This window comes from Curtobacterium sp. PvP017 (genome assembly GCF_054060195.1).
The window spans coordinates 398,370-422,539 of sequence record NZ_JBSSCY010000001.1 but is presented as its reverse complement, the minus strand read 5'-3'; the positions used below and the strand labels follow the sequence as shown (position 1 = coordinate 422,539).

The window sequence follows — 24,170 nt, the reverse complement described above, 5'->3', positions numbered from 1 at the left end:
GACCGGCCGGACAGCGGCCCCCGCGCGTCCATAGGCTGTGCCCATGAGCGACGCGGTGGAGCAGGCACGGGCAGCGGCCGAGGCCGCCAAGCGGGCAGCGGACGAGGCACGTCGGCTGGCCGACGAAGCCGTGCAGCGGGCCGAGGAGCTCGCGGCCGCGCTCGCGGCACAAGCGCCGGTACTCACGCCGGACGCCGAACCGGCGGCCGCCGGGTCCCCGGCACCATCCGGACAGGAGGCCCGGCTCGCCCCCGACGCGGAGCCCGCCTCCGCCGTCCCGTCGTCTCCAGAGCCCGCCCCGGCTGCCGACACCGTGCCTCCCGGCAGCGGCGGTGCGGGCCCGCTGGGACCGGACGCCGTCGCCGCGATCCGCACCGGCTACACCGTCGAGGGGCCGGCGCTCGAACTCGGCGCCCTGGTGAACGGCGAGGCGCAGCCGGATGTCCAGGTCCGCATCCCGCTCGGCATGCTGAACCGGCACGGGCTGGTCGCCGGCGCGACCGGCACCGGCAAGACCCGCACGCTGCAGGTCCTGGCCGAGCAGATCGCGGCGAACGGCGTGCCGGTGTTCGCGGCCGACATCAAGGGCGACCTGTCCGGCCTCGCGGTGGCCGGGCAGGGGAACGAGAAGCTGCTCGCGCGCACCGAGGGCATCGGCCAGCAGTGGCAGGGCGTCGCGAGCCAGGCGGAGCTCTTCTCGCTCGGCGGGCAGGGCACCGGTGTGCCGATCCGTGCGACCGTGTCCGGCTTCGGGCCCTTGCTGCTGTCGAAGGTGCTCGGACTGAACGACACCCAGGAGTCCTCGCTCGGGCTCGTCTTCCACTACGCCGTGCAGGCCGGGTTGCCGCTCGTCGACCTGGCCGACCTGCGGAGCGTGCTGACGTTCCTGGTGGGCGACGAGGGCAAGGGCGAACTCGCCGAGCTCGGTGGTCTGTCGAAGCAGACCGCCGGGGTGATCCTGCGTGAGCTCATCACGTTCGCCGACAAGGGTGCCGACCAGTTCTTCGGCGAGCCCGAGATCGACACGCAGGTGTTCCTGCGCACGGCGGCGGGCGGGCGGGGGAGGGTGAGCCTGCTCGAGGTCCCTGGCGTACAGGACCAGCCCGAGGTCTTCTCGACGTTCCTGATGTGGCTGCTCGCCGACCTGTTCAACGAACTGCCGGAGGTCGGCGACCAGGACAAGCCGAAGCTCGTGTTCTTCTTCGACGAGGCGCACCTGCTGTTCAGCGGGGCGTCGAAGGACTTCACGGACCAGATCGTGCGGACCGTGCGGCTGATCCGGTCGAAGGGCGTCGGGATCTTCTTCGTGACCCAGACCCCGAAGGACGTGCCGAACGACGTGCTGGCGCAGCTCGGTTCGCGCATCCAGCACCAGCTGCGGGCGCACACCCCCGACGATGCGAAGGCGCTCCGGGCGACGGTGTCGACCTACCCGTCGAGCGACTACGACCTGGGCGAGGTGCTGACCTCGCTGGCGACCGGTGAGGCGATCGTCACCGTCATGAACGAGAAGGGGGCGCCGACGCCGGTCGCGTGGACCCGGTTGCGCGCGCCGCAGGGCTCGATGGACCCGATGCCCGCAGCCGAGATGCAGTCGCGGGTGCAGGCATCGCCGTTGCTCGCGACGTACGGCACCCGGGTCGACCCGGACTCGGCGCACGAGATGCTGGCGCGCCGCATGGAGGCAGCTGCTGCCGAGGCTGCGGCGGTCGACGCGCAGAAGGACGCGGCCCTCGCAGCGGCCGAGGCCGAGGAGGAATCTGCGCGGGCTGCTGCGGCCGCGGCCAGGGAAGCCGCGGCGCAGGCCAAGCAGGCGGAACGCGAGCGGGCAGCGGCGCAGAAGGAGTACGAGCGGACGCAGCGCGAGTTCGAGAAGGCCGAGCGGGCTGCGGCGTCGCGGCGTTCGGGTCGGTCGGGACGGAGCACACGGACGACTGCCTCGCGGAAGGCGGACGACCCGCTGTCGGACCTGCTCGGGTCAGGACTCGGAGGCACGATCGCGAAGGAGGTCGTGCACGGGATCTTCTCGACGCTGCGCCGACGTCGGTGACGTCCAGCGGCTCTGCGCGTCAGCGACCGAGCAGACCCGTGAACTCGACGACGAGCAGACCCACGACGACGAGTGCCGCAACGCCGCCGACGAGCAGGTAGGCCGGCCGCTGTTCGTACCAGGCGCGGCTCGACGGGTAGCGCTTCGCGAAGACCCGGGCCGAGACCGGACGCGCCTCTTCCGTCAGCTGGACGCCCAGGGCGTCGATGACCTGGGCGAGCCCGTCGTCGCCCCAGACGTCGGCGCGGATGCGGAACAGGTGCGCGCCAGTCGCGTCGAAGGCCACGAGCTCGCGCATGGTGCGGTCGACCGAGCTTCCGAAGGTGGTGGCGAGCACCAGACTGTGCACGCGGTCGCGGGGGATCCGACGGTGCGCGGTGACCACGCCCCGGATCGTCAGACCGTCGGGGTCGATGCCGATGTACGCGGTGCTCAGTCGGACGAACACGATGCCGACGAGGACCGCGAGCGCCACGACCACGGTCGCGACCATCGCCCACGTCCGGAACGGGAACGACACCCAGACCAGGGCGACGGCGAGCGGCACTGCCGAGAACACGATGCTCAGCGCGGTCGAGCGGACCAGGGACCGGCGGGGACGGAGGACGACGTCGTACACGCTGGCGCGCAGGTGTGGCGTCGCTGGCACCGTCATGTCCCCCATGCGCGTCTCCTGAACCCTCGGGCCTCACGGGCACGCCGAATCGGCCGCCCTGCGAGCGACGCCCCTGCCGCTCGATGCACCGCGGTCGGCTCGTCCCGGAGCCGTCCGCTCCCGCAAGCATAAGCGACCGACGGGGACCGGGGACAGCCCGTTCCACCCCGTATCGGCGTTTGACGGCCAGTCCTTGGCGAACAGGGGACAGCTGGGTCCGCCGCGCGGGGGACCGACGACGATGCACGCCGTGAACTAAGAAGGCCCCGCACCGGAGTGCGGGGCCTTGCTGGCGGAGAACGGGGGATTCGAACCCCGCAGTTGGGTGCTGCGCGCGCACCCAACTGCTGCTGGCGGAGAATGGGGGATTCGAACCCCCGAGGGCTTGCACCCAACACGCTTTCCAAGCGTGCGCCATAGGCCACTAGGCGAATTCTCCTTGCGCTGTCTCGCGACGGCGACACCCAATGGTACAGGTTCTGCGGGGTGCTCACGACCGTGTGTCGTCGAGGGCGGTGCTCCCAGTTGTCGTGACATGTCCGGCGACTACCCTGGGGCGCGTGTCGACCCGCATCTACATCACGTCAGCAGAAGGGCACACGGGCAAGAGCACCGTCGCCCTCGGTGTCCTCGAGACCCTCGCGCGCTCCGTCGGCCGCGTCGGCGTGTTCCGCCCCGTCGCCCGCTCGGTCGCCGAGCCCGACTACGTGCTCGAGCTGTTGCTGCAGCACACCGCGGTCGGCATCTCGTACGACGACGCCGTCGGGGTCACCTACGACGACGTCCACGCCGATCCCGACGCCGCCCTCGGCACGATCGTGAACCGCTTCGCCCAGGTGGAGCGGCAGTGCGACGCCGTCGTCGTGCTCGGGTCCGACTACACCGACGTCGGCAGCCCCACCGAGCTCTCCTTCAACGCGAAGGTGGCCGCGAACCTCGGCGCGCCGGTGCTGCTCGTGCTCGGTGGTCGCGACGCCGCCGAGCGTGGCGCCCGCACGCCCGAGGGGATGGCGCAGGTCGCGGACGTCACGACGAGCGAACTGCGGGCCGCGCACGCGCAGCTGTTCGGCGTCGTCGTGAACCGCGCCGACCCGGACGCCCTCGCCGCGATCGTGGCGAGCGTCGAGCGGGCCGTGCACGACGACCACCCGGACGTGCCGGTGTGGGCGATCCCCGAGGATCGCGTCCTCGTCGCCCCGACCGTCCGCGCGCTGCTGCAGGCGACCGACGCGACCCTGGTGCGCGGCGACGACGCCCTGCTCGACCGCGAGGCGCTCGGCACCGTCGTCGCCGGGATGAGCATGGAGAACGTCCTGCCCCGCCTGATCGAGGGCGGCATCGTCGTGGTCCCGGGCGACCGCAGCGACGTGCTCATCGCGACCCTGCTGGCGAACCAGTCGGACACGTTCCCGAGCCTGGCCGGCGTCATCCTCAACGGCGGGTTCGAGACCGCTCCGCAGATCTCCCGGCTGCTCGAGGGACTGTCGAGTTCACTGCCGATCGCCCAGAACGACCTCGGCACCTACGACACCGCGCTCCGCATCACCCAGACCCGCGGGCGCCTGGCAGCGGACTCGCCGCGCAAGGCCGACCTCGCACTCGCCCTGTTCGAGCAGCACGTCGACGCCGAGTCCCTGCGCGACCGTCTGCAGCTCACGCCGTCCGGCGTCGTCACGCCGCTCATGTTCGAGCACGGCCTGCTCGACCGGGCGCGCGGCTACGGCAAGCGCATCGTGCTCCCCGAGGGCGAGGACGACCGCATCCTCCGCGCGGCCTCGACGCTGCTCGCCCGGCAGGTCTGCGAGCTGACCATCCTCGGCGACCCCGCCGCGATCCGCACCCGCGCGACCGAGCTCGGGCTCGACCTCGAGGCCGCGCAGCTCGTGTCGCCGTTCGACCCCGAGCTGCGTGAACGCTTCGCCGAGGAGTACACCCGTCTCCGGGCGCACAAGGGCATGTCGATCGAACTGGCGCGCGACACCGTGACCGACGTCTCGTACTTCGGCACGATGATGGTGCAGCTCGGTCTCGCGGACGGCATGGTCTCCGGCGCGAAGCACACGACGGCGCACACCATCCGGCCGTCCTTCGAGATCATCAAGACCCGTCCGGACACCTCGATCGTGTCGAGCGTCTTCCTGATGGCGCTCGCCGACCGCGTCCTGGTCTACGGCGACTGCGCGGTGATCCCGGACCCGACGAGCGAGCAGCTCGCCGACATCGCGATCTCGTCCGCCGAGACCGCGACCCAGTTCGGCATCGACCCCCGCGTCGCGATGCTCAGCTACTCGACCGGCGACAGCGGCTCCGGGGCCGACGTCGACAAGGTCCGCGCCGGGACCGCCTTCGTCCGTGAACGCCGGCCGGACCTGCTCGTCGAGGGCCCGATCCAGTACGACGCCGCAGCGGACCCGACGGTCGCGAGCACGAAGATGCCGGACTCCCCGGTGGCCGGCAAGGCGACCGTGTTCATCTTCCCGGACCTGAACACCGGCAACAACACCTACAAGGCCGTGCAGCGCTCGGCCGGCGCGGTCGCGATCGGGCCGGTCCTGCAGGGACTGCGCAAGCCGATCAACGACCTCTCGCGCGGCGCCCTCGTCAGCGACATCGTGAACACCGTCGCGATCACCGCGATCCAGGCCGGCACCGCGTCCGACGCGGCCTGACCTGCGCGACCCGCGCCGTGCCTCCCGTCCGACAGAGAAAGTGACCCATCCCGTGACCGCAGCCCTCGTCGTGAACTCCGGATCGAGTTCGTTCAAGTACCAGCTCATCGAACTCGAGGGGGAGCGCACGCTCGCCTCCGGACTCGTCGAGCGCATCGGCGAGTCGGCCGGCGCGTGGAAGCACACCAACGCGCTGACGGGGGAGTCGTCGTCGAACGACGCCGCCTCCGTGCCCGACCACGCCGCCGGGTTCCAGGCGATGATCGACGCGTTCGCCAAGGTCGGCCCCTCGTTCGACGAACACCCGCCGGCCGTCGTCGGGCACCGGGTCGTGCACGGCGGCACCACCTTCGACCGCGCGACCGTGGTCACCGACGACGTCGAACGGCAGATCGAGGCACTGAACGGCCTCGCGCCGCTGCACAACCCGGCGAACCTCGAGGGGATCCGGGCCGCGAAGCAGGTCTTCTCCGACGTGCCGCACGTCGCCGTGTTCGACACCGCCTTCCACCAGACGATGCCGCCGCACGCGTACACCTACGCGATCCCGGCCGACCTGGCAGCGAAGTACGCCATCCGCCGCTACGGCATGCACGGCACGAGCCACAAGTACGTCTCCGAGCAGGCCGCGGTCTTCCTCGACCGCCCGCTGTCCGAGCTGAAGACCATCGTGCTGCACCTGGGCAACGGCGCGTCGGCCGCGGCGATCGACGGCGGGAAGTCGATCGAGACGTCGATGGGGCTCACGCCGCTCGAGGGCCTCGTCATGGGCACCCGCTCCGGCGACCTCGACCCCGCCGTCCTGCTGCACCTGCACCGCGAGGCCGGGCTGTCCTTCGACGAGCTCGACACCATGCTCAACAAGCAGTCCGGGCTGCTCGGCCTGACCGGCAACGGCGACATGCGCGACGTCCAGGACGCCGCCCTGAACGGCGACGAGGTGGCCGAGGCGGCGCTCGCCGTGTACCGGCACCGCATCCGCCGCTACGTGGGCGCCTACACGGCGCAGCTCGGCGGGCTCGACGCGGTCGTGTTCACCGCGGGCGTCGGCGAGAACAACGCGCTGCTGCGCCGGCGCGTGCTCGCCGGGCTCGAGCACCTCGGCATCGAGATCGACGCGGACCGCAACGAGCTGGGGTCCCGGGAGGCGCGGGTCATCTCGACGGACACGTCCCGTGTCGCGGTGCTCGTGATCCCGACGAACGAGGAACTGGAGATCGCCCGGCAGTCGGCTGCGGTCGCGCTCTGACGGGCGGGCGCGGCGTGCTGCGCTGCGCGCTGCGCGCTGTGCGCTGCGCGCTGTGCGCTGTGCGCTGTGCGCTGCGCGGCGTGCCGCGCTGTGCCCGCACGGTGCGGCCTGCGTGGGCTGGTGCGGTGCTGGCGGCTGGGTGCGCGCTTGTGGCGCGGCACGGAGCGTGCAAGCTCGCACGGGGTGACGAGGTGCGCACGGTGCGGACGGGAGGCACGGTGCGGGCTGGCGGTGTGCCTCCCGTCCGGCAGTCGGTCGGGGTCACCGCACGGTGCGGCATGCGTGGGCTGGTGCGGTGTTGGCGGCTGGGTGCGCGCTTGCCGCGCGGCACCGAGTGTGCAAGCCCGCATGGGGTGACAAGGCGCGGACGGGAGGCACGGTGCGGGCTGGCGGTGTGCCTCCCGTCCGGCAGTCGGTCGGGGTCACCGCACGGTGCGGCCTGCGTGGGCTGGTGCGGTGTTGGCGGCTGGGTGCGCGCTTGCCGCGCGGCACCGAGCGTGCAAGCGCGCACGGGGTGACGAGGTGCGCACGGTGCGGACGGGCGCGCGTCAGGACAGGGCGTCGAGGGCCGCGGGGATCGGCGTGTTGCCGCTCGTGACCTCGAACTGGACCCCGACTGCCGCGTCGTCGAGCAGCGCGTGCAGCACCACCGTGGCGACGTCGGCCCGAGGGATCGAGCCGCGCGGCACCGTGCGCCCGACGTCGACCGTGCCCTGCGGCGGGGTGTCGAGCAGGGCGCCCGGACGCACGATCGTCCACCGCAGTCGTCGGGCGCGCAGGTTGGCGTCGGCCTCGGCCTTCGCGCGGAGGTAGACCTGGAACACGGCGGCGTCGTCCTTCGCGGGGACCACAGCGGCCTCCGGGTCGTAGGTGTCCGCGGCCATCGCCGACACCATCACGTACCGGTCGATGCCCGCGCGCTCCGCGGCGTCGGCGAGCAGGATCGCGCCGTCCCGGTCGACGGTGAGCTTGCGCTCCGCACCGCTGTTCGGGCCGGCACCCGCGGCGAACACCACGGCGTCGACGCCGCGGAGGCGCAGCGCCAGGTCGTCGTCGCCGAGCTGTTCGAGGTCCGCGACGATCGCCGTGGCACCCTGCTGCTCCACGTCGGCGACGTGGGCGGGGTTGCGGACGATCGCGACGGCGTCGTGTCCGGCGTCGGTGATCTGGCGGGCGAGGAGCAGTGCGATCTGGCCGTGTCCTCCGGCGATGGCGATCTTCATGTGTCAATCCTGCCCGGTCGCATCCGGTAGAGTTGTCGGCGGCTCCTCACGTGACGCCATCCAGGTGAACTCCCCCAGGGCGGAAACGCAGCAAGGGTAGCCGGGCTCTGGCGGGTGCGTGAGGAGTCTTTTCTGTCTCCGCAGGGAAATCCGCGACCTCGTGTCGACCGGGAGGCGCGGTGCGGTCCGGACGCTCGGCCCGCCCTGCGCGGGTGGTCCGGTCCAGTGCCCGTGCACCTGTGGAGGGGCACGCGGGTGTCGGTCGTCCCGGCTACCCTGGTCGCGTGGTCACCGCCCTGTATCGCCGTTACCGGCCCGAGAACTTCGCCGAGCTGATCGGGCAGTCGCAGGTCACCGACCCGCTCCGCACGGCGCTCCGAACCAACCGCGTCAACCACGCCTACCTGTTCAGTGGCCCGCGTGGTTGCGGCAAGACGACCTCGGCCCGCATCCTCGCGCGGTGCCTCAACTGCGCCGAGGGACCGACCGACACCCCGTGCGGCGTCTGCCCGAGCTGTGTCGAGCTCGCACGTGACGGCAGCGGTTCGCTCGACGTCATCGAGATCGACGCCGCCAGCCACAACGGCGTCGACGACGCGCGTGACCTCCGTGACCGCGCCGTGTTCGCCCCCGCGCGCGACCGCTACAAGATCTTCATCCTCGACGAAGCGCACATGGTCACCCCGCAGGGGTTCAACGCGCTGCTGAAGCTGGTCGAGGAGCCCCCGGAGCACGTCAAGTTCATCTTCGCGACGACCGAGCCGGAGAAGGTCATCGGCACCATCCGGTCGCGCACCCACCACTACCCGTTCCGGCTCGTGCCGCCCGCGGTCATGCTCGAGTACATCGAGCAGCTCTGCACGCAGGAATCGGTGACGGTCGCACCCGGCGTCCTGCCCCTGGTCGTGCGCGCCGGCGGCGGCTCCGTCCGCGACACCCTGTCCCTGCTCGACCAGCTCATCGCGGGCAGCGAGGACGGCGCGATCGCCTACGAGCGTGCGGTCGCCCTGCTCGGGTACACCGACGCTGCGCTGCTCGACGACGTCGTCGACGCCCTCGCGGTGGCCGATCCGGCATCCGCCTTCGCCGCGATCGACCGTGTCGTGCAGACCGGTCAGGACCCGCGTCGGTTCGTCGAGGACCTGCTCGAGCGGCTGCGCGACCTGATCGTCGTCGCGGCGACGAACGAGAGCGCCGCCGCGGTCCTGCGCGGTGTCTCGCCGGACGAGCTCGACACGATGACGCGACAGGCCGGGGTCTTCGGTGCCACCGGGCTGTCCCGCGGCGCGGACATCGCGAACAAGGCGCTGACCGACATGACCGGAGCGACCTCGCCCCGGCTGCACCTCGAACTCATGACGGCGCGCATGCTCGTGCCCGAGGCGGACGACACCCAGCGCGGTGCCCTGGCCCGGGTGGAGCGGCTCGAGCGTCGCGTCGGTGTCGGGGACGCCGGGGGACACCAGGCATCGGTCGGCGCGTCCGCGGCAGCGAGCCAGCCCACCACGACCGCCACGGCGCCCGCACCGGCCCCGTCGCAGGCCGCAGCACCGCGTCGTCAGGAGCCCGCCGCACAGCAGACGCCGGCGGCGCAGCAGGCTCCAGCCGCGCAGCAGGCCCCCGCCGCAGCGTCGTCGAGCCCGGCTCCGGCAGTGCAGTCCGACGCCGGCAGTGCTGCACGTGACGCAGCGGCGTCGTGGGCCGCGGCCGTCCCGAGCGCACCCGAGCCCGCTGCTCCGGCGGTCCCGACCACAGAACCCGTCAGTGCTTCCTCGACGGGTCAGGGCACGACGATCGGCGACGAGCCGGCGGTCCGGACGGTCGGCGCCGTGGGCTTCCAGCAGATGCGCGACGCCTGGCCCCAGATCGTCGAGCACGTGCAGCACGCCAAGCGGTCGGCCTGGTCGGTCGTCGTCACCGCGCAGGTGACCGCGCTGCGCGACGACGTGCTGACGCTGACCTTCCCGAGCCAGCAGGACGTCGCCTCGTTCAAGGAGATGTCCGACCCCTCGGCGAGCGTGAGCGAACTGCTCCGCGCCGCGATCATGGACGTCATCGGGCTCCGCGTGAAGTTCGTCGCCCGTGGTCCCGGGGGGCCCGGCCAGCAGCGTCCGCCGGCTCCCACGCAGCAGCCGTCCGCCCCCGCCGGCCGTCCGGCGTCCGCGAACCAGCCCGCATCGCAGCCGCAGCCGTCGTCGGCACCGCAGTCCGCCGCGGCCGCTCCGACGTCGGCCCCGGCATCCGAGGCTGCTGCACCCACCGGGGCCGCTCCGGTCGCCCCTGCCGCCGCCTCCGCAGCGCCCGCCACGACGGCGGCACCCGAAGCCGCGGCATCGGCGCCGGAGTCCGTTCCCGCCGCCACCGAGACGGAGCCCCGTCCGGCGCAGGCACCAGCTTCGGCGTCGGCACCCGCTCCCACGCAGGCACCCGCCGCCGAGCAGACACGGGCTCCCGCTCAGGAACCCGCTCGCGCGCAGCCGGCGGCGCCGGAACCGTCCGGTGCTCCGGTGACCGACTGGGCGGTCGCGACGATCCCCGCCAGCGACCCGACCGCCGACGCCGTGCCCGAGTCCGTCGAACCCGGCTGGGCCGCCCCGTTCGGCACCGCGCCGGCCGCTGCGCCCGTCGCCCCGGCCGAGTCCGTCGACCCGCAGCAGTCCGGGTCCGGAGCACCCGCGCAACCCGCCGGTGCCACCGCGCCGCACGGGGTGCAGCCGAGCGACGGGGGACCGCAGGCGGCGTCGACGACGGTCGCCGCGCCTCCCGGAGGACCCGTCGCGCCGGGCGGTCCCGCCGTCCCGGTCGACGACTACCCGCTGGACGACGAACCGTACGACGACGGCGCGCCGTTCCCGGACCCCGGCCACGGCCGATCGGCCGCGGCCCCCGCGCAGGCACCGACCGCCCCGCGGCAGCCCGCTGCGCCGCAGCCCGCTGCACCGCAGCAGGCAGCAGCGCGCACCGCGCCGCCGGCACGCCGCGCGCCGGTGGCCGGCCGCTACGGCGAGGCCGTCGTGCGTGAGATCCTCAACGCCCAGTTCATCGAGGAGACCGCGCTCCACCAGGACGGTGCCTGATGTACGACGGGATCGTCCAGGACCTCATCGACGAGTTCGGTCGCCTGCCGGGCATCGGCCCGAAGTCGGCGCAGCGCATCGCCTTCCACATCCTGCAGACCGAGTCGTTCGACCCGTCGCGGCTGTCCGAGTTGCTGGCGGACGTCAAGGAGCGCGTGCGCTTCTGCGAGATCTGCGGCAACGTCACCGAGAACGTCCAGTGCAGCATCTGCCGCGACCCGCGACGGTCGCCGGCCACGATCTGCGTGGTGGAAGAGGCCAAGGACGTCGCGGCGATCGAGCGCACTCGTGAGTTCCGCGGGCTGTACCACGTGCTCGGCGGCGCGATCAGCCCGATCGACGGCATCGGTCCGGACGACCTGCGGATCCAGCAGCTCATGACCCGTCTGGCCGACGGCACGGTGGAAGAGGTCATCATCGCGACCGACCCCAACCTCGAGGGCGAGGCGACGGCGACCTACCTGAGCCGGCTCCTCGTCCCGATGGGCATCCGGACGACCCGGCTGGCCTCGGGCCTGCCGGTCGGCGGCGACCTCGAGTACGCCGACGAGGTCACACTCGGTCGTGCGTTCGAGGGCCGTCGCGTCGTCGGCGGCTGAGGCCCACGCAGGATCGTTGCGTGTGGGGCGGCCCGCACGCAACATCCTCGAAACACCGACTACCATTGTGAGACCGCGTGACCTCGCGGTGTCGCCGTCTCCGGGAGTACCAGCCAGTGGCCTTGATCGTGCAGAAGTTCGGTGGATCCTCCGTCGCGGACGCCGAGAGCATCAAGCGCGTGGCGAAGCGGATCGTCGAGACGAAGAAGGCCGGCAACGACGTCGTCGTGGCGGTCTCGGCCATGGGTGACACCACCGACGAACTCGTCGACCTGGCGCACTCGGTCACCCCGATCCCGGCCGGCCGTGAGCTCGACATGCTCCTCACCGCGGGGGAGCGCATCTCGATGGCGCTGCTCGCGATGGCGATCAAGAGCCTCGGCGTCGAAGCCTCGTCGTACACCGGCAGCCAGGCGGGCATGCTCACCGACGCCCAGCACGGCAAGGCGCGCATCGTCGACGTCACCCCGAAGCGGGTCCGCGAAGCGCTCGACTCCGGTCACGTCGCCATCGTGGCGGGGTTCCAGGGATTCAACCGCACGACCGGTGAGATCACGACGCTCGGCCGTGGCGGTTCGGACACCACCGCAGTCGCCCTCGCCGCCGCCCTCGACGCCGACGTCTGCGAGATCTACACCGACGTCGACGGCATCTTCACCGCCGACCCCCGTGTCGTCCCGAAGGCGCGCAAGGTCGACCGCATCACCAGCGAGGAGATGCTCGAGCTCGCCGCGTCCGGCGCCAAGGTCCTGTACATCCGTGCCGTCGAGTACGCCCGCCGGCACGGCGTCACCCTGCACGTCCGGTCCTCGTTCAACAACACCGAGGGCACCATCGTCTACAACCCTGCCGAGGGGGAAACCGTGGAAGAACCGATCATCACCGGGATCGCCGGAGACCTCTCCGAGGGGAAGATCACCGTCGTGGGCGTCCCGGACCAGCCGGGCAAGGCCGCCGAGATCTTCACCAACGTCGCGCGCGCCGGAGCGAACATCGACATGATCGTCCAGAACGTGTCGGCCGCGTCGACGGGGCGGACGGACATCTCGTTCACGCTGCCGAAGGACCAGGGCCAGACGGTGCTGACGGCGCTCGAGGTCGCGAAGTCCGACATCGGCTACGAGAGCATCCAGTACGACGACCAGATCGGCAAGCTCGCCCTGGTCGGTGCCGGCATGCGCACCAACGCCGGCGTCTCGGCGAAGCTCTTCCGCGCGCTGCACGATGCGTCGATCAACATCGAGATGATCTCCACCTCGGAGATCCGCATCTCGGTCGTCACCCGCGCCGACACCCTCAACGAGGCGATGCGGGTCGTGCACAGCGCGTTCGACCTCGACGCCGACGCCGAAGCCGTCGTCTACGCCGGCACCGGCCGCTGAACCACGCTGACCCGCTGAACACCAGGAGCACCGCATGAGCACCCTCACCGTCGCCGTCGTCGGCGCCACCGGACAGGTCGGCGCCGTGATGCGTCGTCTGCTCGAGGAGCGCGCGTTCCCGGCCGACCAGGTCCGGTTCTTCGCGAGCGCCCGGTCCGCCGGCACGACGCTGCCGTTCCGTGGCGAGCAGATCGTGGTCGAGGACTCCGAGCTGGCCGACCCGTCGGGCATCGACATCGCCCTGTTCTCCGCCGGTGCCACGGCCTCGCGGGCCCTCGCGCCGAAGTTCGCCGCCGCCGGGGCGCTCGTCGTCGACAACTCGAGCGCCTGGCGCATGGACCCCGAGGTCCCGCTCGTCGTGAGCGAGGTCAACCCGCACGCGATCGACCAGGCCCCGAAGGGCATCATCGCGAACCCGAACTGCACCACCATGGCGATCATGCCGGTACTCAAGGTGCTGGACACCGAGGCCGGGCTCCGCCGTCTGGTCGCCACGACCTACCAGGCCGTCTCCGGCTCCGGGCTCGCCGGCGTCGAGGAGCTGCTCGGTCAGGCGCGTGCCGCCCTCGAACAGGACACCGCCGCGCTCACCCACGACGGTTCCGCCGTGACGTTCCCCGAGCCGGTCAAGTACGTCCGCCCGATCGCCTTCGACGTCGTGCCGCTCGCCGGCAGCATCGTCGAGGATGGCCTCGGCGAGACCGACGAGGAGAAGAAGCTCCGCAACGAGAGCCGCAAGATCCTCGAGCTGCCCGACCTGCTCGTCGCCGGTACCTGCGTGCGGGTTCCGGTGTTCACCGGTCACTCCATCTCGGTGCACGCCGAGTTCGAGCGTCCGCTGTCGCCCGAGCGTGCGACCGAGATCCTGTCGAGCGCACCCGGCGTCGAGCTCTCCGACGTGCCGACGCCGCTGCAGGCCGCCGGCCAGGACCCCGCGTTCGTCGGTCGGATCCGTGCCGACCAGTCCGCGCCCGAGGGCCGTGGGCTCGCGCTGTTCGTCAGCAACGACAACCTGCGCAAGGGTGCCGCGCTGAACGCCGTGCAGATCGCCGAGGCGATCGTCGCGCGCCGCACCGTCGCCGCGTAGCCGAACGGTCGCCGTGCGCGGCTGACCGGCCTGTCGGCGGACGCCGGTAGGATCGACGGGTGGCAGTGAAGCAGGTGGATCCGATCGATGTCGTCCTCGTCGGGGGAGGCATCATGAGCGCCACCCTCGGCGCCATCATCCACCGGCTCGAGCCGTCGTGGAAGATCCGGGTGTACGAGCGCCTCGGCACCGTCGCGCAGGAGTCCTCGAACCCGTGGAACAACGCCGGCACCGGGCACTCCGCGCTCTGCGAGCTGAACTACACGCCCGAGCTCGCCGACGGTCGCGTCGACATCGCGAAGGCCGTCACGGTCAACGAGCAGTTCCAGGTCTCGCGGCAGTTCTGGTCGCACCTGGTCGAGACCGGCACGCTGCCCGATCCGTCCAGCTTCATCAACCCGACCCCGCACATCTCGTTCGTGTGGGGCGCCGACAACGTCGAGTACATGCGCAAGCGGTACGAGGCGATGCAGGGGCACCCGCTGTTCGCCGGGATCGAGTTCTCCGACGACCCCGCGCAGATCCGCAAGTGGGCGCCGGCACTCATCCCCGGCCGCAAGAAGGACCAGCCGATCGCGGCGACCTTCTCGGCGGCCGGCTCCGACGTCGACTTCGGATCGCTCACCCGGCAGCTGTTCGACCAGCTCGAGCTTGACGGGCTCGAGTTCGAACCGAACCATCAGGTCAAGAACATCACGCGGGGCAAGGACTTCGACGGCTGGGCGCTCGACGTCCTGAACGAGGTCGGTCGGTCGACCCAGAAGATCGCCGCGAAGTTCGTCTTCGTCGGTGCCGGTGGCGGGGCCCTGCAGCTGCTGCAGAAGTCGGGCATCCCGGAGATCCGCGGCTACGGCGGCTTCCCGGTCTCCGGTGAGTTCCTGCGCACCGACGACCCCGAGGTCGTGCAGAAGCACGCCGCCAAGGTCTACGGCAAGGCGAGCGTCGGAGCACCGCCGATGTCGGTGCCGCACCTGGACACCCGCATCGTCGACGGCAGCGCATCGCTCATGTTCGGCCCGTACGCCGGGTTCAGCCCGAAGTTCCTGAAGCAGGGATCGCTGCTCGACCTCTTCAAGTCGATCCGGCCGCACAACCTGCGCCCGATGCTGAGCGTCGCGTTCTCGAACTTCGACCTGGTGCGCTACCTGGTCGGCCAGCTGCTCGCCTCGAAGCAGACCAAGTTCGACGCCCTGCGCGACTTCATGCCGAACGCCGAGCCCGAGAACTGGCACAAGATCATCGCCGGCCAGCGGGTGCAGGTCATCAAGCCGGACAAGGACAAGGGCGGGGTGCTGCAGTTCGGCACCGAGGTCATCACCGCTGCCGACGGTTCGATCGCCGGGCTCCTCGGCGCCTCGCCGGGCGCGTCGACCGCGGTGCCGATCATGCTCGGCCTGCTCCGCACCTGCTTCCCGGAGCGCTGGGACGGCTGGCAGGACGCAGTCCACGAGATGGTCCCGACCTACGGGCAGGACCTCGGCGACGACGCCGCCCTGGCCGACGCCACCCTCGAGCGCACGGCGAAGGTGCTCGGCCTGCACCACTGACCGCCACGCCGCTTGCGACGCGTTCGAACATGTGTTCGAATGGCGGCATGCGGTGGAGTGGACAGGCGATCGATGCCGGGCAGAGCGATGCGCTGCCGGGCATGGAGTCGAACAGCGGCTTCGTCCGGAGTGTGACCACGCCGGAGTTCGCGGGCGTCACGTTCCACGAGGTCCTGGCGAAGAGCGCGTTGAACCGCGTGCCGAGCGCCGACGGCTCCGGCACCTACGGCTGGACCATCAACCCGTACCGCGGGTGCAGCCACGCGTGCGTGTACTGCTTCGCGCGGCCGACGCACACCTACCTCGAGTTCGACGGCGGAGCCGACTTCGACCAGCAGATCGTCGTGAAGACGAACGTCGCCGACGTCCTGCGGCGTGAGCTCGGCAAGCCGACGTGGGACCGGCACCCGATCGCGCTCGGCACGAACACCGACCCGTACCAGCGAGCCGAGGGCCGCTACCGCCTGATGCCCGGGGTGATCCAGGCGCTGGCGGACAGCCGGACGCCCTTCAGCATCCTGACGAAGGGCACACTACTCCGGCGCGACCTGCCGCTCCTGGCCGAGGCCGCCAAGGTGGTGCCGGTCGACCTGGCGATGTCGATCGCCGTGTACGACGACGACCTGCAGCAGTCGGTGGAGCCCGGGACGCCCACGACGGCGGCGCGGCTCGCCACCGTCCGGGCGATCCGTGACGCGGGCCTCGACTGTGCGGTGTTCCTCATGCCCGTGCTGCCGTACATCACCGACACCCGTGCGCAGCTCGACGACGCCGTCGGTCGGGCTGCGGCTGCCGGGGCCACGAGCGTCATGTACTCCGCGCTGCACCTGCGGCCGGGCGTGAAGCCGTGGTGGTTCGAGTGGCTCGGACGGGAACGGCCCGACCTGGTCGCGCGCTACCGGGCGATGTACCTCGACAACACCTACGCGCCGAAGGACTACCGCCGCTGGCTCTCGGAGCGCATCCGGCCGATCCTGGCGGCGCACGGCGTCGGCCTCGGGCGGGTCGACCCGGCGACGGGGTCGATGGGCTTCTCGGATCCCTCGACGGTGCCGCAGGAGCAGTCGATCCCCACGACGTCGCCGCTCAAGCGCGCGGATCCGGGGTTCGACCGACGACTGCTCCGACCGGTGGCGACGCAGACGTTGTTCTGAGCACCAGGCGCTCCGCGTTCGGGGGACAGTGGTACTCGGCGGGGGCCGGTATCATCGAGCGGGTCGCCGAACTGCCCAGGTTTCGGGGTACACGGTCAGCGCCGCGGTGTTGGATCGTGGGCGGCTATCCCGCCACCCGGAAGGACCCACCTCGTGCTCGGCATCCCCACGCACCTCGCACCGCGAGTGAACGCGTGGTCGACGGTGCGGGCGTTCCACGCCGGTGCGATCGGATCGCTGGTGGCGGCGGCGATCGCGTTGCTGCTGTACCGGCTGTCCGAGCCCGACGTCCAGGTGATCGGCGCGGTCCTGGCACTCGTCCCGATGCTCGGCATGATCGGTGTGCACGTGCAGTTCGGCACCTGGCGCTCCGCGGTCGCGTTCCTGGTGGTCGGCGGCGTCTGCGCCTGGTGGTTCGCGACCGTCGTGCAACAGCAGGTGCCGTTGGGCTGGGTCACCTCGTACCTGCTGTCGCTGGCGGTCATCCCGCTCATCCTGGTCGGTGGCGCCGGCGCGGTGCCGAGCCGCGTCGTGCTGTGGTCCTTCCTCGGGTTCCTGACCGGTCGGGTCGCGACGTGGATCGCGATCGTCCAGGCCGACAGCCCACCGCGTCCGCTCGTGCTCGCCTGGGTGACGCTCGGCTTCGTGGTGGTGCTGGTCCTGTTCACGAGCCGCAGCACGGGTCGCTCCGAGCGGGTGCAGCCGGAGCTGCTGCGGTCGGCGCGCGAGGAGCACGTCTCCGCGTACCGTGCCGGCGTCGAGGCCGAGGCGGCTGCGATCCTGCACGACACCGTCCTGAACCACCTCAACGCGATCGCCCTGGCACCCGACGGTCCGATGGACCCCCACCTTGCCCGGACCGTCGAGGCCGACGTCGCCGTCCTGACCGGCAAGGGCTGGCTCGCACCGGCCGCGCGGCAGCGGCCCGGCGCCGCGGTCGACGCGTTCGCCGTCATGGTCGACGAGCACCGCGCGGCCGGTCTCGACGTCACGGTGTCCGGCGATCCGTCCGCCCTCGACCGGCTCGACCAGCGTGCGGTCACCGCGCTCGTCCGTGCCGTGGGGCAGTGCCTGGCCAACGTCCGCAAGCACGCCGGCACCGACGCGGCCGAGGTCAGCGTCTTCGACGACGGAACGTCGTGCACCGTGATGGTGGTCGACGACGGTCGTGGCTTCGACGAGGACACCACGGGCGCCGACCGCATGGGACTGCGCGGCTCCGTGCGCGACCGCATCGCCCGGGTGGGCGGGGACGTGCAGATCTGGTCGTCGCCCGGCTCGGGCACGAGCGTGATGATGACGGTGCCGTTCGGGCCGGTCACCGACACGGTCGACACCGTCGCCCCCGGCCACGTCGACGCCGTCGTCCCCGGTGAGCTCGGCGGGCGGGGGACCGACCGGTGAGCGCCACGACCGGAGCCCGCCGGACCGCGCAGCAGTACGACCCGCTCGGCGCGATGGGATCACGTCCGCTCGCGATCGGCCTCGGTGCCTTCAGCATCGTCTGGGCGCTCCTGGTGTCCGTGTTCGACCGCGACGTCGTGGGCAGCCCCACCCTCAGCGCGCTCACCGTCATCCTGGTCGCGGCGTCGGCAGCGGTCGTGTTCACCGCCTCGAGTCCGTTCCGCGCACCGTTCCCGCGGTGGGCGTTCGTCGCACACGTCGGGCTGCTCGGCCTGGCGTCGGTGACGAGCGTCGCCGCGCAGTGGGGCCCCGACCGCAGTGCCCTGAACGACTTCATGTCGCTCATCACGGCGACCGGAATCGTGATGGTCGCGCCCTACCGGCCGTGGACGGACCTGACCATCGGCGGAGCCCTGCTCGCCGTGGTGAACGCCGTGACCTGGGGCGTGGGCGCAGCGACGTTCCCCCACGAGATCCCCGTCGCCGTCGCAGCCTTCCTGGCGGCGGCACCGACCCTGGTGCTGACGGCGGCGTCGGCGGTGTTCGCGTGGACGTTCGCCGGCCTGGCCGAGCGGGTGCAGATCCGGGCCGGTTCCTACTCCGTCGAGCGTGCGGAGCGGGACGGCATCGCAGCGAGCGTGCAGCAGGACCGGTCGACGATCCTGGCCCGCGACGTCGCGCCGTTCTTCGCCGAGCTCCGCACGCGCGAGGTCATCACCGACGCCGACCGCGCACGGGCCCGACTGATCGCCGATGGCATCCGCCGGGCGATGGTCGCCGATGCGGACCGCACGTGGTTCGAGCAGGCCGTGCGGATCGAGGGCGGGGACGCTCCGGTGGTCGACGACCCGGACGGACTCGCCGCCGTGCTCGACGCCGACCAGCGCTCCGTGGTGCGGACGTTCCTGCGGGCGGCGTTCCGTGCGTCGACCGTCGACCCCGCCGGGTTCCGGGCGACGATCCGGCGCGCGGACGAGCAGGACGACGTGGCCACCCGCGCCGATCACGCCCGCACCGGAGCCGCCCGCGTGCTGCTCGAACTCGACCTCGCCGTGGCCGACTCCGACATCGGGATCCACCGCACCTTCGACCCCTACTTCGCCGTCCTCCGTGTGACGTTCCCCGACCTCGACGTCGCGGTTCGTCCGTCCGCCCTCGCACTAAGGTTCTCCTATGACCAGCACTGACCCGAACAGGCTCTCGGAGGGGTCCCCGTCCCTCCCGAACCCGGGGGCACGACGTGTGCGGTTGGCCATCCTCGACGACCACGAGGTGCTGCTGGACAGCCTGTCGAGCTGGATCGCGGTGAACGCGTTCGACTTCGACCTGGCCCTGACCGCGCACACCTGGCTCGAGATGGTCCACAGCGACAGCTTCCCGACCGACCTGGTGTTCCTCGACTTCCAGCTCAAGGAACCCGTGTCGATCGAGGCCCGTGTCCGCACCTGCCGTGCCGCCGGCGCGAAGGTCATCGTGCTCTCCAGCGTCGACAGCCGCGAGTCCCGCGACCGTGCCCTGGCAGCAGGTGCGGCGGCGTTCCTGTCGAAGTCCCTGCCGATGCGCGAGGTCATGGACGTCGCCCGCGAGATCATGGGCGTCGCACGGGAGACACCCCAGCCACGCGAATGGCGTCCGCTGCCCACCGGGGCGGCCGCGCACCAGCGTCCGAAGCTCAGTGCGGGCGAGGAAGAGGCGTTGCGGTTGTACGTGTCCGGCTACTCGACCAACGAGGTCGCCGCGCAGATGAACGTGCAGTACGAGACCGCGAAGACCTACCTGCGCCGGGTGCGCGAGAAGTACAGCAAGGTCGGCCGTCCCGCCTCGAAGAAGTCCGACCTGATCCGGCGGGCCGCCGAGGACGGGTTCCTCGCGTAGTGGCGAAGCTCTACTTCCGCTACGGCGCGATGAACAGCGGCAAGAGCACGGGGCTCCTGCAGGCTGCCTACAACTACGAGGAGCGCGGGCACCGGGTCCTGCTCGCCAAGCCCGCGGTGGACACCAAGGGCGACCGTGAGATCGTGTCCCGCCTCGGCGTGACCCGGACCGTCGACCTGGTCTTCGCACCCGACGCCGACGTCCGGTCCGCGGTCGCCGCCGCCGGTGCGGTCGACCCCGAGTCGGGCCGCCTCGACGGCATGGTGCGCGCGGTCAGCTGCGTCCTGGTCGACGAGGCGCAGTTCCTCACCCCCCAGCAGGTCGACGACCTGCTGCGCATCGCGGTCCTCGACGAGATCCCGGTGATCACGTACGGCATCCGCACCGACTTCCGCACCGAGGCGTTCCCCGGCAGTGCGCGCCTGCTCGAGGTCGCGCACTCGCTCGAAGAGCTCAAGACGATCTGCCGCTGCGGTCGCAAGGCCGTCTTCAACGCCCGCACCGTCGGCGGCCGGTTCGTGTTCGACGGCTCGCAGGTGGCCATCGACGGCGTCGACGTCGCGTACGAGTCGCTCTGCGCCAACTGCTACCTGACGGAGTCCGGCGGCCGCCTCGACGGCGCCTGACACGTCCTGCCGCGTCGCGTCCTGCAGGTGAGCGGAGGACGGCCGGGAGGCGCGGGGCGGCCCCGCCACGGGCCTCCCGTCCGTCCGTCAGATGCGTCCAGGGCACGCGGAATGCGAGCGACGCGGCGCGCGTTGGCAACCACATGAGCGACGACACCCTGCACCTGTCCGTCCTGGACCTGGCGACGCGCGAGTACGGCCAGTCGAACACCGAGGCCCTGCAGGGCTCGATCGACATGGCGGTCCACGCCGAGAAGCTCGGCTACGAGCGGTTCTGGGTCGCCGAGCACCACGGCATGCCCGGCATCACCTCGTCGGCCCCGGCGGTCCTGCTCAGCGCCGTCGGCGCGGCCACCTCGTCCATCCGCATCGGGTCCGGCGGCGTCATGCTGCCGAACCACGCGCCACTCGTGATCGCCGAGCAGTTCGGCACGCTCCGTGCGCTGTACGGCGACCGTGTCGACCTCGGGCTCGGCCGTGCGCCGGGCACCGACGGGGCGACCGCGATGGCGCTGCGCCGTACCGACCGGCTCGACGTCGACGACTTCCCGGACCGCCTCGCCGACCTGATCGGGTTCTTCACCGGCATGGACGAGTCGAACCCGCTGTCCCGCATCCGTGCGGTCCCCGGGTACGGCGACGTGCCGGAGTTCTGGCTGCTCGGGTCCTCGGGGTACAGCGCGCAGGTCGCCGGCGCGCTCGGCGTCTCCTTCGCCTTCGCCCACCACTTCGCGTCGGACAACACCGAGGCGGCGCTCGCGTTGTACCGCGACTCGTTCCGGCCCTCTCGCTTCCGGCAGACCCCGAACGCCCTCATCGGCGTGCAGGTCGTCACCGACGAGGACCCGGTAGTCGTCGACGAGCAGAGTGCCCCCGGGATGATCTCGTTCATCCGGATGCGGCAGGGGGCGAAGCCCGAGCCGGTCTCGATGGACGAGGCCCGTGCGTACGAGTTCACCGACCTCGAGCGTCGGTTCATCGCCGCCCGCACCGAGCGCCAGGCGTACGGCACCGCCGACCAGGTGGCGGACAAGATCAACGCGCTCGTGGCGTCCACCGGGGCGAACGGCGTGATCGTCGCTCCGGGTGCTGCCCAGGCGCGGTACCGGCACCAGGCGCTCGACGTCGTGGCGGGGCTGCACGCCGCGGGGCGGCTCGTGCCCGCAGGCGCGGCGGCGGCCGCGTCGGTCTAGCGCGTTCTCGTTCGTTCGTTCGTTCGTTCGCTTGGTGAGCAGAAATGGTCGGGTCGCCCTCGGGCACCCGACCATTTCTGCTCACCAGGTGGGGTGACACCTCAGCTGAGCAGGCCGAGGCGCGTCGCCGCAGCCACGGCGCCGACCCGCGAACCGACGTCGAGCTTCCGGAACACGTTGTAGACGTGCCGCTTGACCGTGCCGATCGCGAGCTGCAGGTCCGCCGCGATCTCGGCGTTGGTGCGCGCGGCCGCGAGGAGCCGCAGGACCTCGAGTTCGCGGTCGCTGAGCGGTGACCCCGCGCGAGCCTCGGTGACCAGGTCGACCGGGAACGTCACCGGTGCGGCATCGGCGTGCGCGGCGCGGGCGATGCGGTCGACGAGTTCGCGGCTCGGGGTGTCCTTCGTCACGAAGTCGACCGCGCCGGCGTCGAGCAGCGTCCGACGCAGGACGGCGTCGCGGTGCATCGTGAGCACCACCACGCGGATGTCCGGACGGGTGCGGCGGACCGTGGCGATCGTGGTGCGCGCCGGCGGACCGTCGAGCTCGACGTCGAGGAGCAGGACGTCGATGGCGGCCGCCTCGGGGGAGTCGAGCACGTCGGACGGACGCTCGGCGTGTGCGACCACACGGATCGTGGGGACGGCGGCGAGGATCGTGGCCAGTCCTTCGCGGAACAGCTGGTGGTCGTCGACGATGGCGACGTGCGTGACGGTCACAGCGTGCCCCGCGGGATCGTCAGGCGCACGGTGGTGCCGCTGGCGGTGCTCGGGCTGCTCTCGACGTCGAGTCGCGCGCCGATGACCGCGGCCCGCTCGCGCATCGTCTGCTGCCCGAGGCGTCCGTCGGCGTCGGCATCGGGGTCGAAGCCCGGACCGTCGTCGGCGACCGTCACGACGAGGGCGGCCGGCGTCCACGCGAAGTGCACCTCGGCGGTGGAGTCCGGAGCGTGCTTCCGCCGGTTGGTGAGCGCCTCGAGCAGGATCGTCAGTGCTTCCTCGGCCTGCCAGTTCGGCAGCTGCTCGGGCGTGCCCGTGGCACGGAACGACAAGCGGTCGTCGTCGGGGAAGAGGTCCCTGGCGTGCCGGGCGAGCGCATCGTCGAGCAGTGCATCCCCGACGCGGGCGTGCAGGCTGACCGCCAGGTCCTGCACGTCGCCGAGTGCTCCGCGCAGCAATCGTGCGGCGTCGTCGAGCTGCGCCGCCCGCTCAGCCGACGGGGGATCGGTCAGCAGCACCAGGTCGAGCCGCTGGAGCCCTGCGAGGATGCCGTGCGCCACGCGGTCGTGCAGGTCTCGCGCGATCTGCGTGCGGGAGTCCAGGTGCGCCGTCGTGACGCGTTGGCGCAGCGCCTCGGTGTAGGCGACGGCCCCGGCGGGGAACCGGCTCCAGATACCCGCGTGCAGGGCCCTCGTGGCACGCAGGACGTCGGCGGTGGACTCCGCGCCGACCTCCTCCACGAAGAGCGGCAGGTAGGCGTCGAAGAGCATCTCCGCCGCGAGCATCGCGCCGGCAGGGTGCTGCGCGTGCTCGGCGTGCAGGGAGCCGGTGGCCAGGTGCTCCGGATCGAGGTAGGTGTTGCTCACGACGCTGTCCGCGGCGCCGGCGGCGTAGCGCGCATGTGCCTCGGCGATCATCGACGTCACGTTGTCGACGAGGTTCTGAGTCAGGACCGGGTCGTCGGCGAGCTCGGGGAACTGCGCTCGGATCTGCTCGGCTATCGCTGCGAGGTGCGCGCTCGGATACTGCATGACACGCTCAGGCTACCGCAGCGTCCCATTTGCCAGCGAGCAGCGTGCTGCTCGCTGATCAGGGCACCAGCAACACCCGCGCGATCGCGAGGAGGACCGGCACAGCGGAGACCACGACGAGGCCACTGCAACGCGCCCAACACGGCATCTGACGGCCGAGAGCTGTCGTGTACACGAGCACCGTCGAAGCCGCGATGGCCGGGCTGCTCGCGGACACGACCGAACCCGCCGGGTGCGGGTCCGTCGCCGTTCCGAGCACCGCGAAGAGCGTCAGGAAGCCGAACAGCGCGACGATCGGGATCACCGCGCAGAGCGATCCGACCGTGGCCCATCGTCGCCGATCGCCCATCGTCCGCCTGGTCATCACCAGTCCGTAGATCAGTGACAGGACCGCGCAGAGGACCACCGGCAGGAACAGGTGCGGCAGCAGTCCTGTCCGGCCCGAAGAATGCGTGATGAACTGCGCAGCGCTGTGCGCACTCACCGCACTCAGCACGAGTGCGGTGACGAACGCGAGGACATGGGCGACCCAGGACCGCATGATCAGTCCGCTCCTGCTCGTCGGGAACCACCGGATGAACATCGCCATGACGGTCGCGAGCGTATCGCCCGTGTCGCAGCGCGATGGCG

19 protein-coding genes, 1 tRNA gene and 1 other RNA gene are annotated in these 24,170 nt (G+C 71.6%); 15 read left to right on the top strand and 6 right to left on the bottom strand.

The window, feature by feature from the left end:
* Nucleotides 1-43: 43 nt before the first annotated feature.
* Nucleotides 44-2,050 (top strand): helicase HerA-like domain-containing protein, encoded by a 2,007-nt coding sequence (locus ACVKXF_RS01970; protein WP_456794671.1) that lies wholly within the window; start codon nucleotides 44-46, stop codon nucleotides 2,048-2,050.
* Nucleotides 2,051-2,069: 19 nt separating this feature from the next.
* Here the strand turns inward: ACVKXF_RS01970 and ACVKXF_RS01965 are convergent, their stop codons facing one another.
* The gene (locus ACVKXF_RS01965) at nucleotides 2,070-2,714 is read right to left on the bottom strand and encodes a hypothetical protein (RefSeq protein ID WP_456794670.1); all 645 of its coding nucleotides are present in this window, start codon (nucleotides 2,712-2,714) and stop codon (nucleotides 2,070-2,072) included.
* 342 nt (nucleotides 2,715-3,056) lie between these two features.
* Nucleotides 3,057-3,144: transfer RNA gene (locus ACVKXF_RS01960), tRNA-Ser, on the bottom strand.
* Nucleotides 3,145-3,265: 121 nt separating this feature from the next.
* On the opposite strand from ACVKXF_RS01960, the gene pta reads away from it, so the two are divergent.
* Together pta and ACVKXF_RS01950 are read left to right on the top strand one after the other, a co-directional pair.
* Nucleotides 3,266-5,374, top strand: a complete 2,109-nt coding sequence (pta, locus tag ACVKXF_RS01955) for a phosphate acetyltransferase (RefSeq protein ID WP_123313813.1) — start codon at nucleotides 3,266-3,268, stop codon at nucleotides 5,372-5,374.
* Between the two features lie 52 nt (nucleotides 5,375-5,426).
* Nucleotides 5,427-6,623, top strand: coding sequence for an acetate/propionate family kinase (locus ACVKXF_RS01950; protein WP_456794669.1), 1,197 nt, complete (start codon nucleotides 5,427-5,429; stop codon nucleotides 6,621-6,623).
* 548 nt (nucleotides 6,624-7,171) lie between these two features.
* On the opposite strand, the gene ACVKXF_RS01945 is transcribed toward ACVKXF_RS01950, so the two are convergent.
* Complete coding sequence (locus ACVKXF_RS01945) at nucleotides 7,172-7,846, bottom strand: SDR family oxidoreductase (protein WP_123313811.1); 675 nt, start codon at nucleotides 7,844-7,846, stop codon at nucleotides 7,172-7,174.
* Nucleotides 7,847-7,883: 37 nt separating this feature from the next.
* Here ACVKXF_RS01945 and ffs point away from each other — a divergent pair.
* The 12 genes from ffs (at nucleotide 7,884) to ACVKXF_RS01885 (ending at nucleotide 21,790) form a co-directional block, all read left to right on the top strand.
* Nucleotides 7,884-7,980, top strand: an RNA gene (ffs, locus tag ACVKXF_RS01940) — signal recognition particle sRNA small type.
* 150 nt (nucleotides 7,981-8,130) lie between these two features.
* Entirely contained in the window at nucleotides 8,131-10,923 is a 2,793-nt protein-coding gene (locus ACVKXF_RS01935) for a DNA polymerase III subunit gamma and tau (protein WP_456794668.1), read from the top strand.
* Nucleotides 10,923-11,522 (top strand): recombination mediator RecR, encoded by a 600-nt coding sequence (gene recR / locus ACVKXF_RS01930; RefSeq protein ID WP_111084231.1) that lies wholly within the window; start codon nucleotides 10,923-10,925, stop codon nucleotides 11,520-11,522. Before ACVKXF_RS01935 ends, recR begins: the two co-directional genes overlap by 1 nt.
* Before the next feature lie 116 nt (nucleotides 11,523-11,638).
* The gene (locus ACVKXF_RS01925; RefSeq protein ID WP_111084230.1) at nucleotides 11,639-12,904 is read left to right on the top strand and encodes an aspartate kinase; all 1,266 of its coding nucleotides are present in this window, start codon (nucleotides 11,639-11,641) and stop codon (nucleotides 12,902-12,904) included.
* 34 nt (nucleotides 12,905-12,938) lie between these two features.
* A complete protein-coding gene (locus ACVKXF_RS01920) occupies nucleotides 12,939-13,991 on the top strand; it encodes an aspartate-semialdehyde dehydrogenase (protein WP_123292140.1) in 1,053 nt (350 codons plus the stop codon).
* A 59-nt stretch (nucleotides 13,992-14,050) separates the two neighbouring features.
* Nucleotides 14,051-15,538 (top strand): malate:quinone oxidoreductase, encoded by a 1,488-nt coding sequence (locus ACVKXF_RS01915; protein ID WP_456794667.1) that lies wholly within the window; start codon nucleotides 14,051-14,053, stop codon nucleotides 15,536-15,538.
* Between the two features lie 47 nt (nucleotides 15,539-15,585).
* Nucleotides 15,586-16,692: an Rv2578c family radical SAM protein gene (locus ACVKXF_RS01910; RefSeq protein WP_456794666.1), complete on the top strand. Its 1,107-nt coding sequence runs from the start codon at nucleotides 15,586-15,588 to the stop codon at nucleotides 16,690-16,692.
* Nucleotides 16,693-16,845: 153 nt separating this feature from the next.
* On the top strand, nucleotides 16,846-18,096 hold the full coding sequence (locus ACVKXF_RS01905; RefSeq protein WP_340196464.1) for a sensor histidine kinase: 1,251 nt from the start codon (nucleotides 16,846-16,848) through the stop codon (nucleotides 18,094-18,096).
* A complete protein-coding gene (locus ACVKXF_RS01900) occupies nucleotides 18,093-19,283 on the top strand; it encodes a hypothetical protein (protein ID WP_456794665.1) in 1,191 nt (396 codons plus the stop codon). The genes ACVKXF_RS01905 and ACVKXF_RS01900 overlap by 4 nt, the downstream gene beginning before the upstream one ends.
* Complete coding sequence (locus ACVKXF_RS01895) at nucleotides 19,270-19,971, top strand: response regulator transcription factor (RefSeq protein WP_035808846.1); 702 nt, start codon at nucleotides 19,270-19,272, stop codon at nucleotides 19,969-19,971. Before ACVKXF_RS01900 ends, ACVKXF_RS01895 begins: the two co-directional genes overlap by 14 nt.
* Nucleotides 19,971-20,597, top strand: a complete 627-nt coding sequence (locus ACVKXF_RS01890; RefSeq protein ID WP_456794664.1) for a thymidine kinase — start codon at nucleotides 19,971-19,973, stop codon at nucleotides 20,595-20,597. The genes ACVKXF_RS01895 and ACVKXF_RS01890 overlap by 1 nt, the downstream gene beginning before the upstream one ends.
* Nucleotides 20,598-20,740: 143 nt before the next feature.
* On the top strand, nucleotides 20,741-21,790 hold the full coding sequence (locus ACVKXF_RS01885; RefSeq protein WP_123313804.1) for an LLM class flavin-dependent oxidoreductase: 1,050 nt from the start codon (nucleotides 20,741-20,743) through the stop codon (nucleotides 21,788-21,790).
* Between the two features lie 101 nt (nucleotides 21,791-21,891).
* On the opposite strand, the gene ACVKXF_RS01880 is transcribed toward ACVKXF_RS01885, so the two are convergent.
* The 3 genes from ACVKXF_RS01880 to ACVKXF_RS01870 are packed head-to-tail and all read right to left on the bottom strand — an operon-like array spanning nucleotide 21,892 to nucleotide 24,129.
* Nucleotides 21,892-22,509: a response regulator transcription factor gene (locus tag ACVKXF_RS01880; RefSeq protein WP_148061796.1), complete on the bottom strand. Its 618-nt coding sequence runs from the start codon at nucleotides 22,507-22,509 to the stop codon at nucleotides 21,892-21,894.
* A complete protein-coding gene (locus ACVKXF_RS01875) occupies nucleotides 22,506-23,540 on the bottom strand; it encodes a sensor histidine kinase (protein WP_340196468.1) in 1,035 nt (344 codons plus the stop codon). The genes ACVKXF_RS01880 and ACVKXF_RS01875 overlap by 4 nt, the downstream gene beginning before the upstream one ends.
* A 58-nt stretch (nucleotides 23,541-23,598) precedes the next feature.
* Nucleotides 23,599-24,129 (bottom strand): hypothetical protein, encoded by a 531-nt coding sequence (locus tag ACVKXF_RS01870; protein ID WP_456794663.1) that lies wholly within the window; start codon nucleotides 24,127-24,129, stop codon nucleotides 23,599-23,601.
* Between the last annotated feature and the right edge of the window lie 41 nt (nucleotides 24,130-24,170).

What these genes read in the sequence shown, in the direction of transcription:
- ACVKXF_RS01970 (WP_456794671.1), top strand. Translation starts at nt 44, where the DNA reads ATGAGCGACGCGGTGGAGCAGGCACGGGCAGCGGCCGAGGCCGCCAAG.
- ACVKXF_RS01965 (WP_456794670.1), bottom strand. Translation starts at nt 2,714, where the DNA reads ATGGGGGACATGACGGTGCCAGCGACGCCACACCTGCGCGCCAGCGTG.
- ACVKXF_RS01945 (WP_123313811.1), bottom strand. Translation starts at nt 7,846, where the DNA reads ATGAAGATCGCCATCGCCGGAGGACACGGCCAGATCGCACTGCTCCTC.
- recR (WP_111084231.1), top strand. Translation starts at nt 10,923, where the DNA reads ATGTACGACGGGATCGTCCAGGACCTCATCGACGAGTTCGGTCGCCTG.
- ACVKXF_RS01920 (WP_123292140.1), top strand. Translation starts at nt 12,939, where the DNA reads ATGAGCACCCTCACCGTCGCCGTCGTCGGCGCCACCGGACAGGTCGGC.
- ACVKXF_RS01910 (WP_456794666.1), top strand. Translation starts at nt 15,586, where the DNA reads ATGCGGTGGAGTGGACAGGCGATCGATGCCGGGCAGAGCGATGCGCTG.
- ACVKXF_RS01895 (WP_035808846.1), top strand. Translation starts at nt 19,270, where the DNA reads ATGACCAGCACTGACCCGAACAGGCTCTCGGAGGGGTCCCCGTCCCTC.
- ACVKXF_RS01885 (WP_123313804.1), top strand. Translation starts at nt 20,741, where the DNA reads ATGAGCGACGACACCCTGCACCTGTCCGTCCTGGACCTGGCGACGCGC.
- ACVKXF_RS01875 (WP_340196468.1), bottom strand. Translation starts at nt 23,540, where the DNA reads ATGCAGTATCCGAGCGCGCACCTCGCAGCGATAGCCGAGCAGATCCGA.
- ACVKXF_RS01870 (WP_456794663.1), bottom strand. Translation starts at nt 24,129, where the DNA reads ATGGCGATGTTCATCCGGTGGTTCCCGACGAGCAGGAGCGGACTGATC.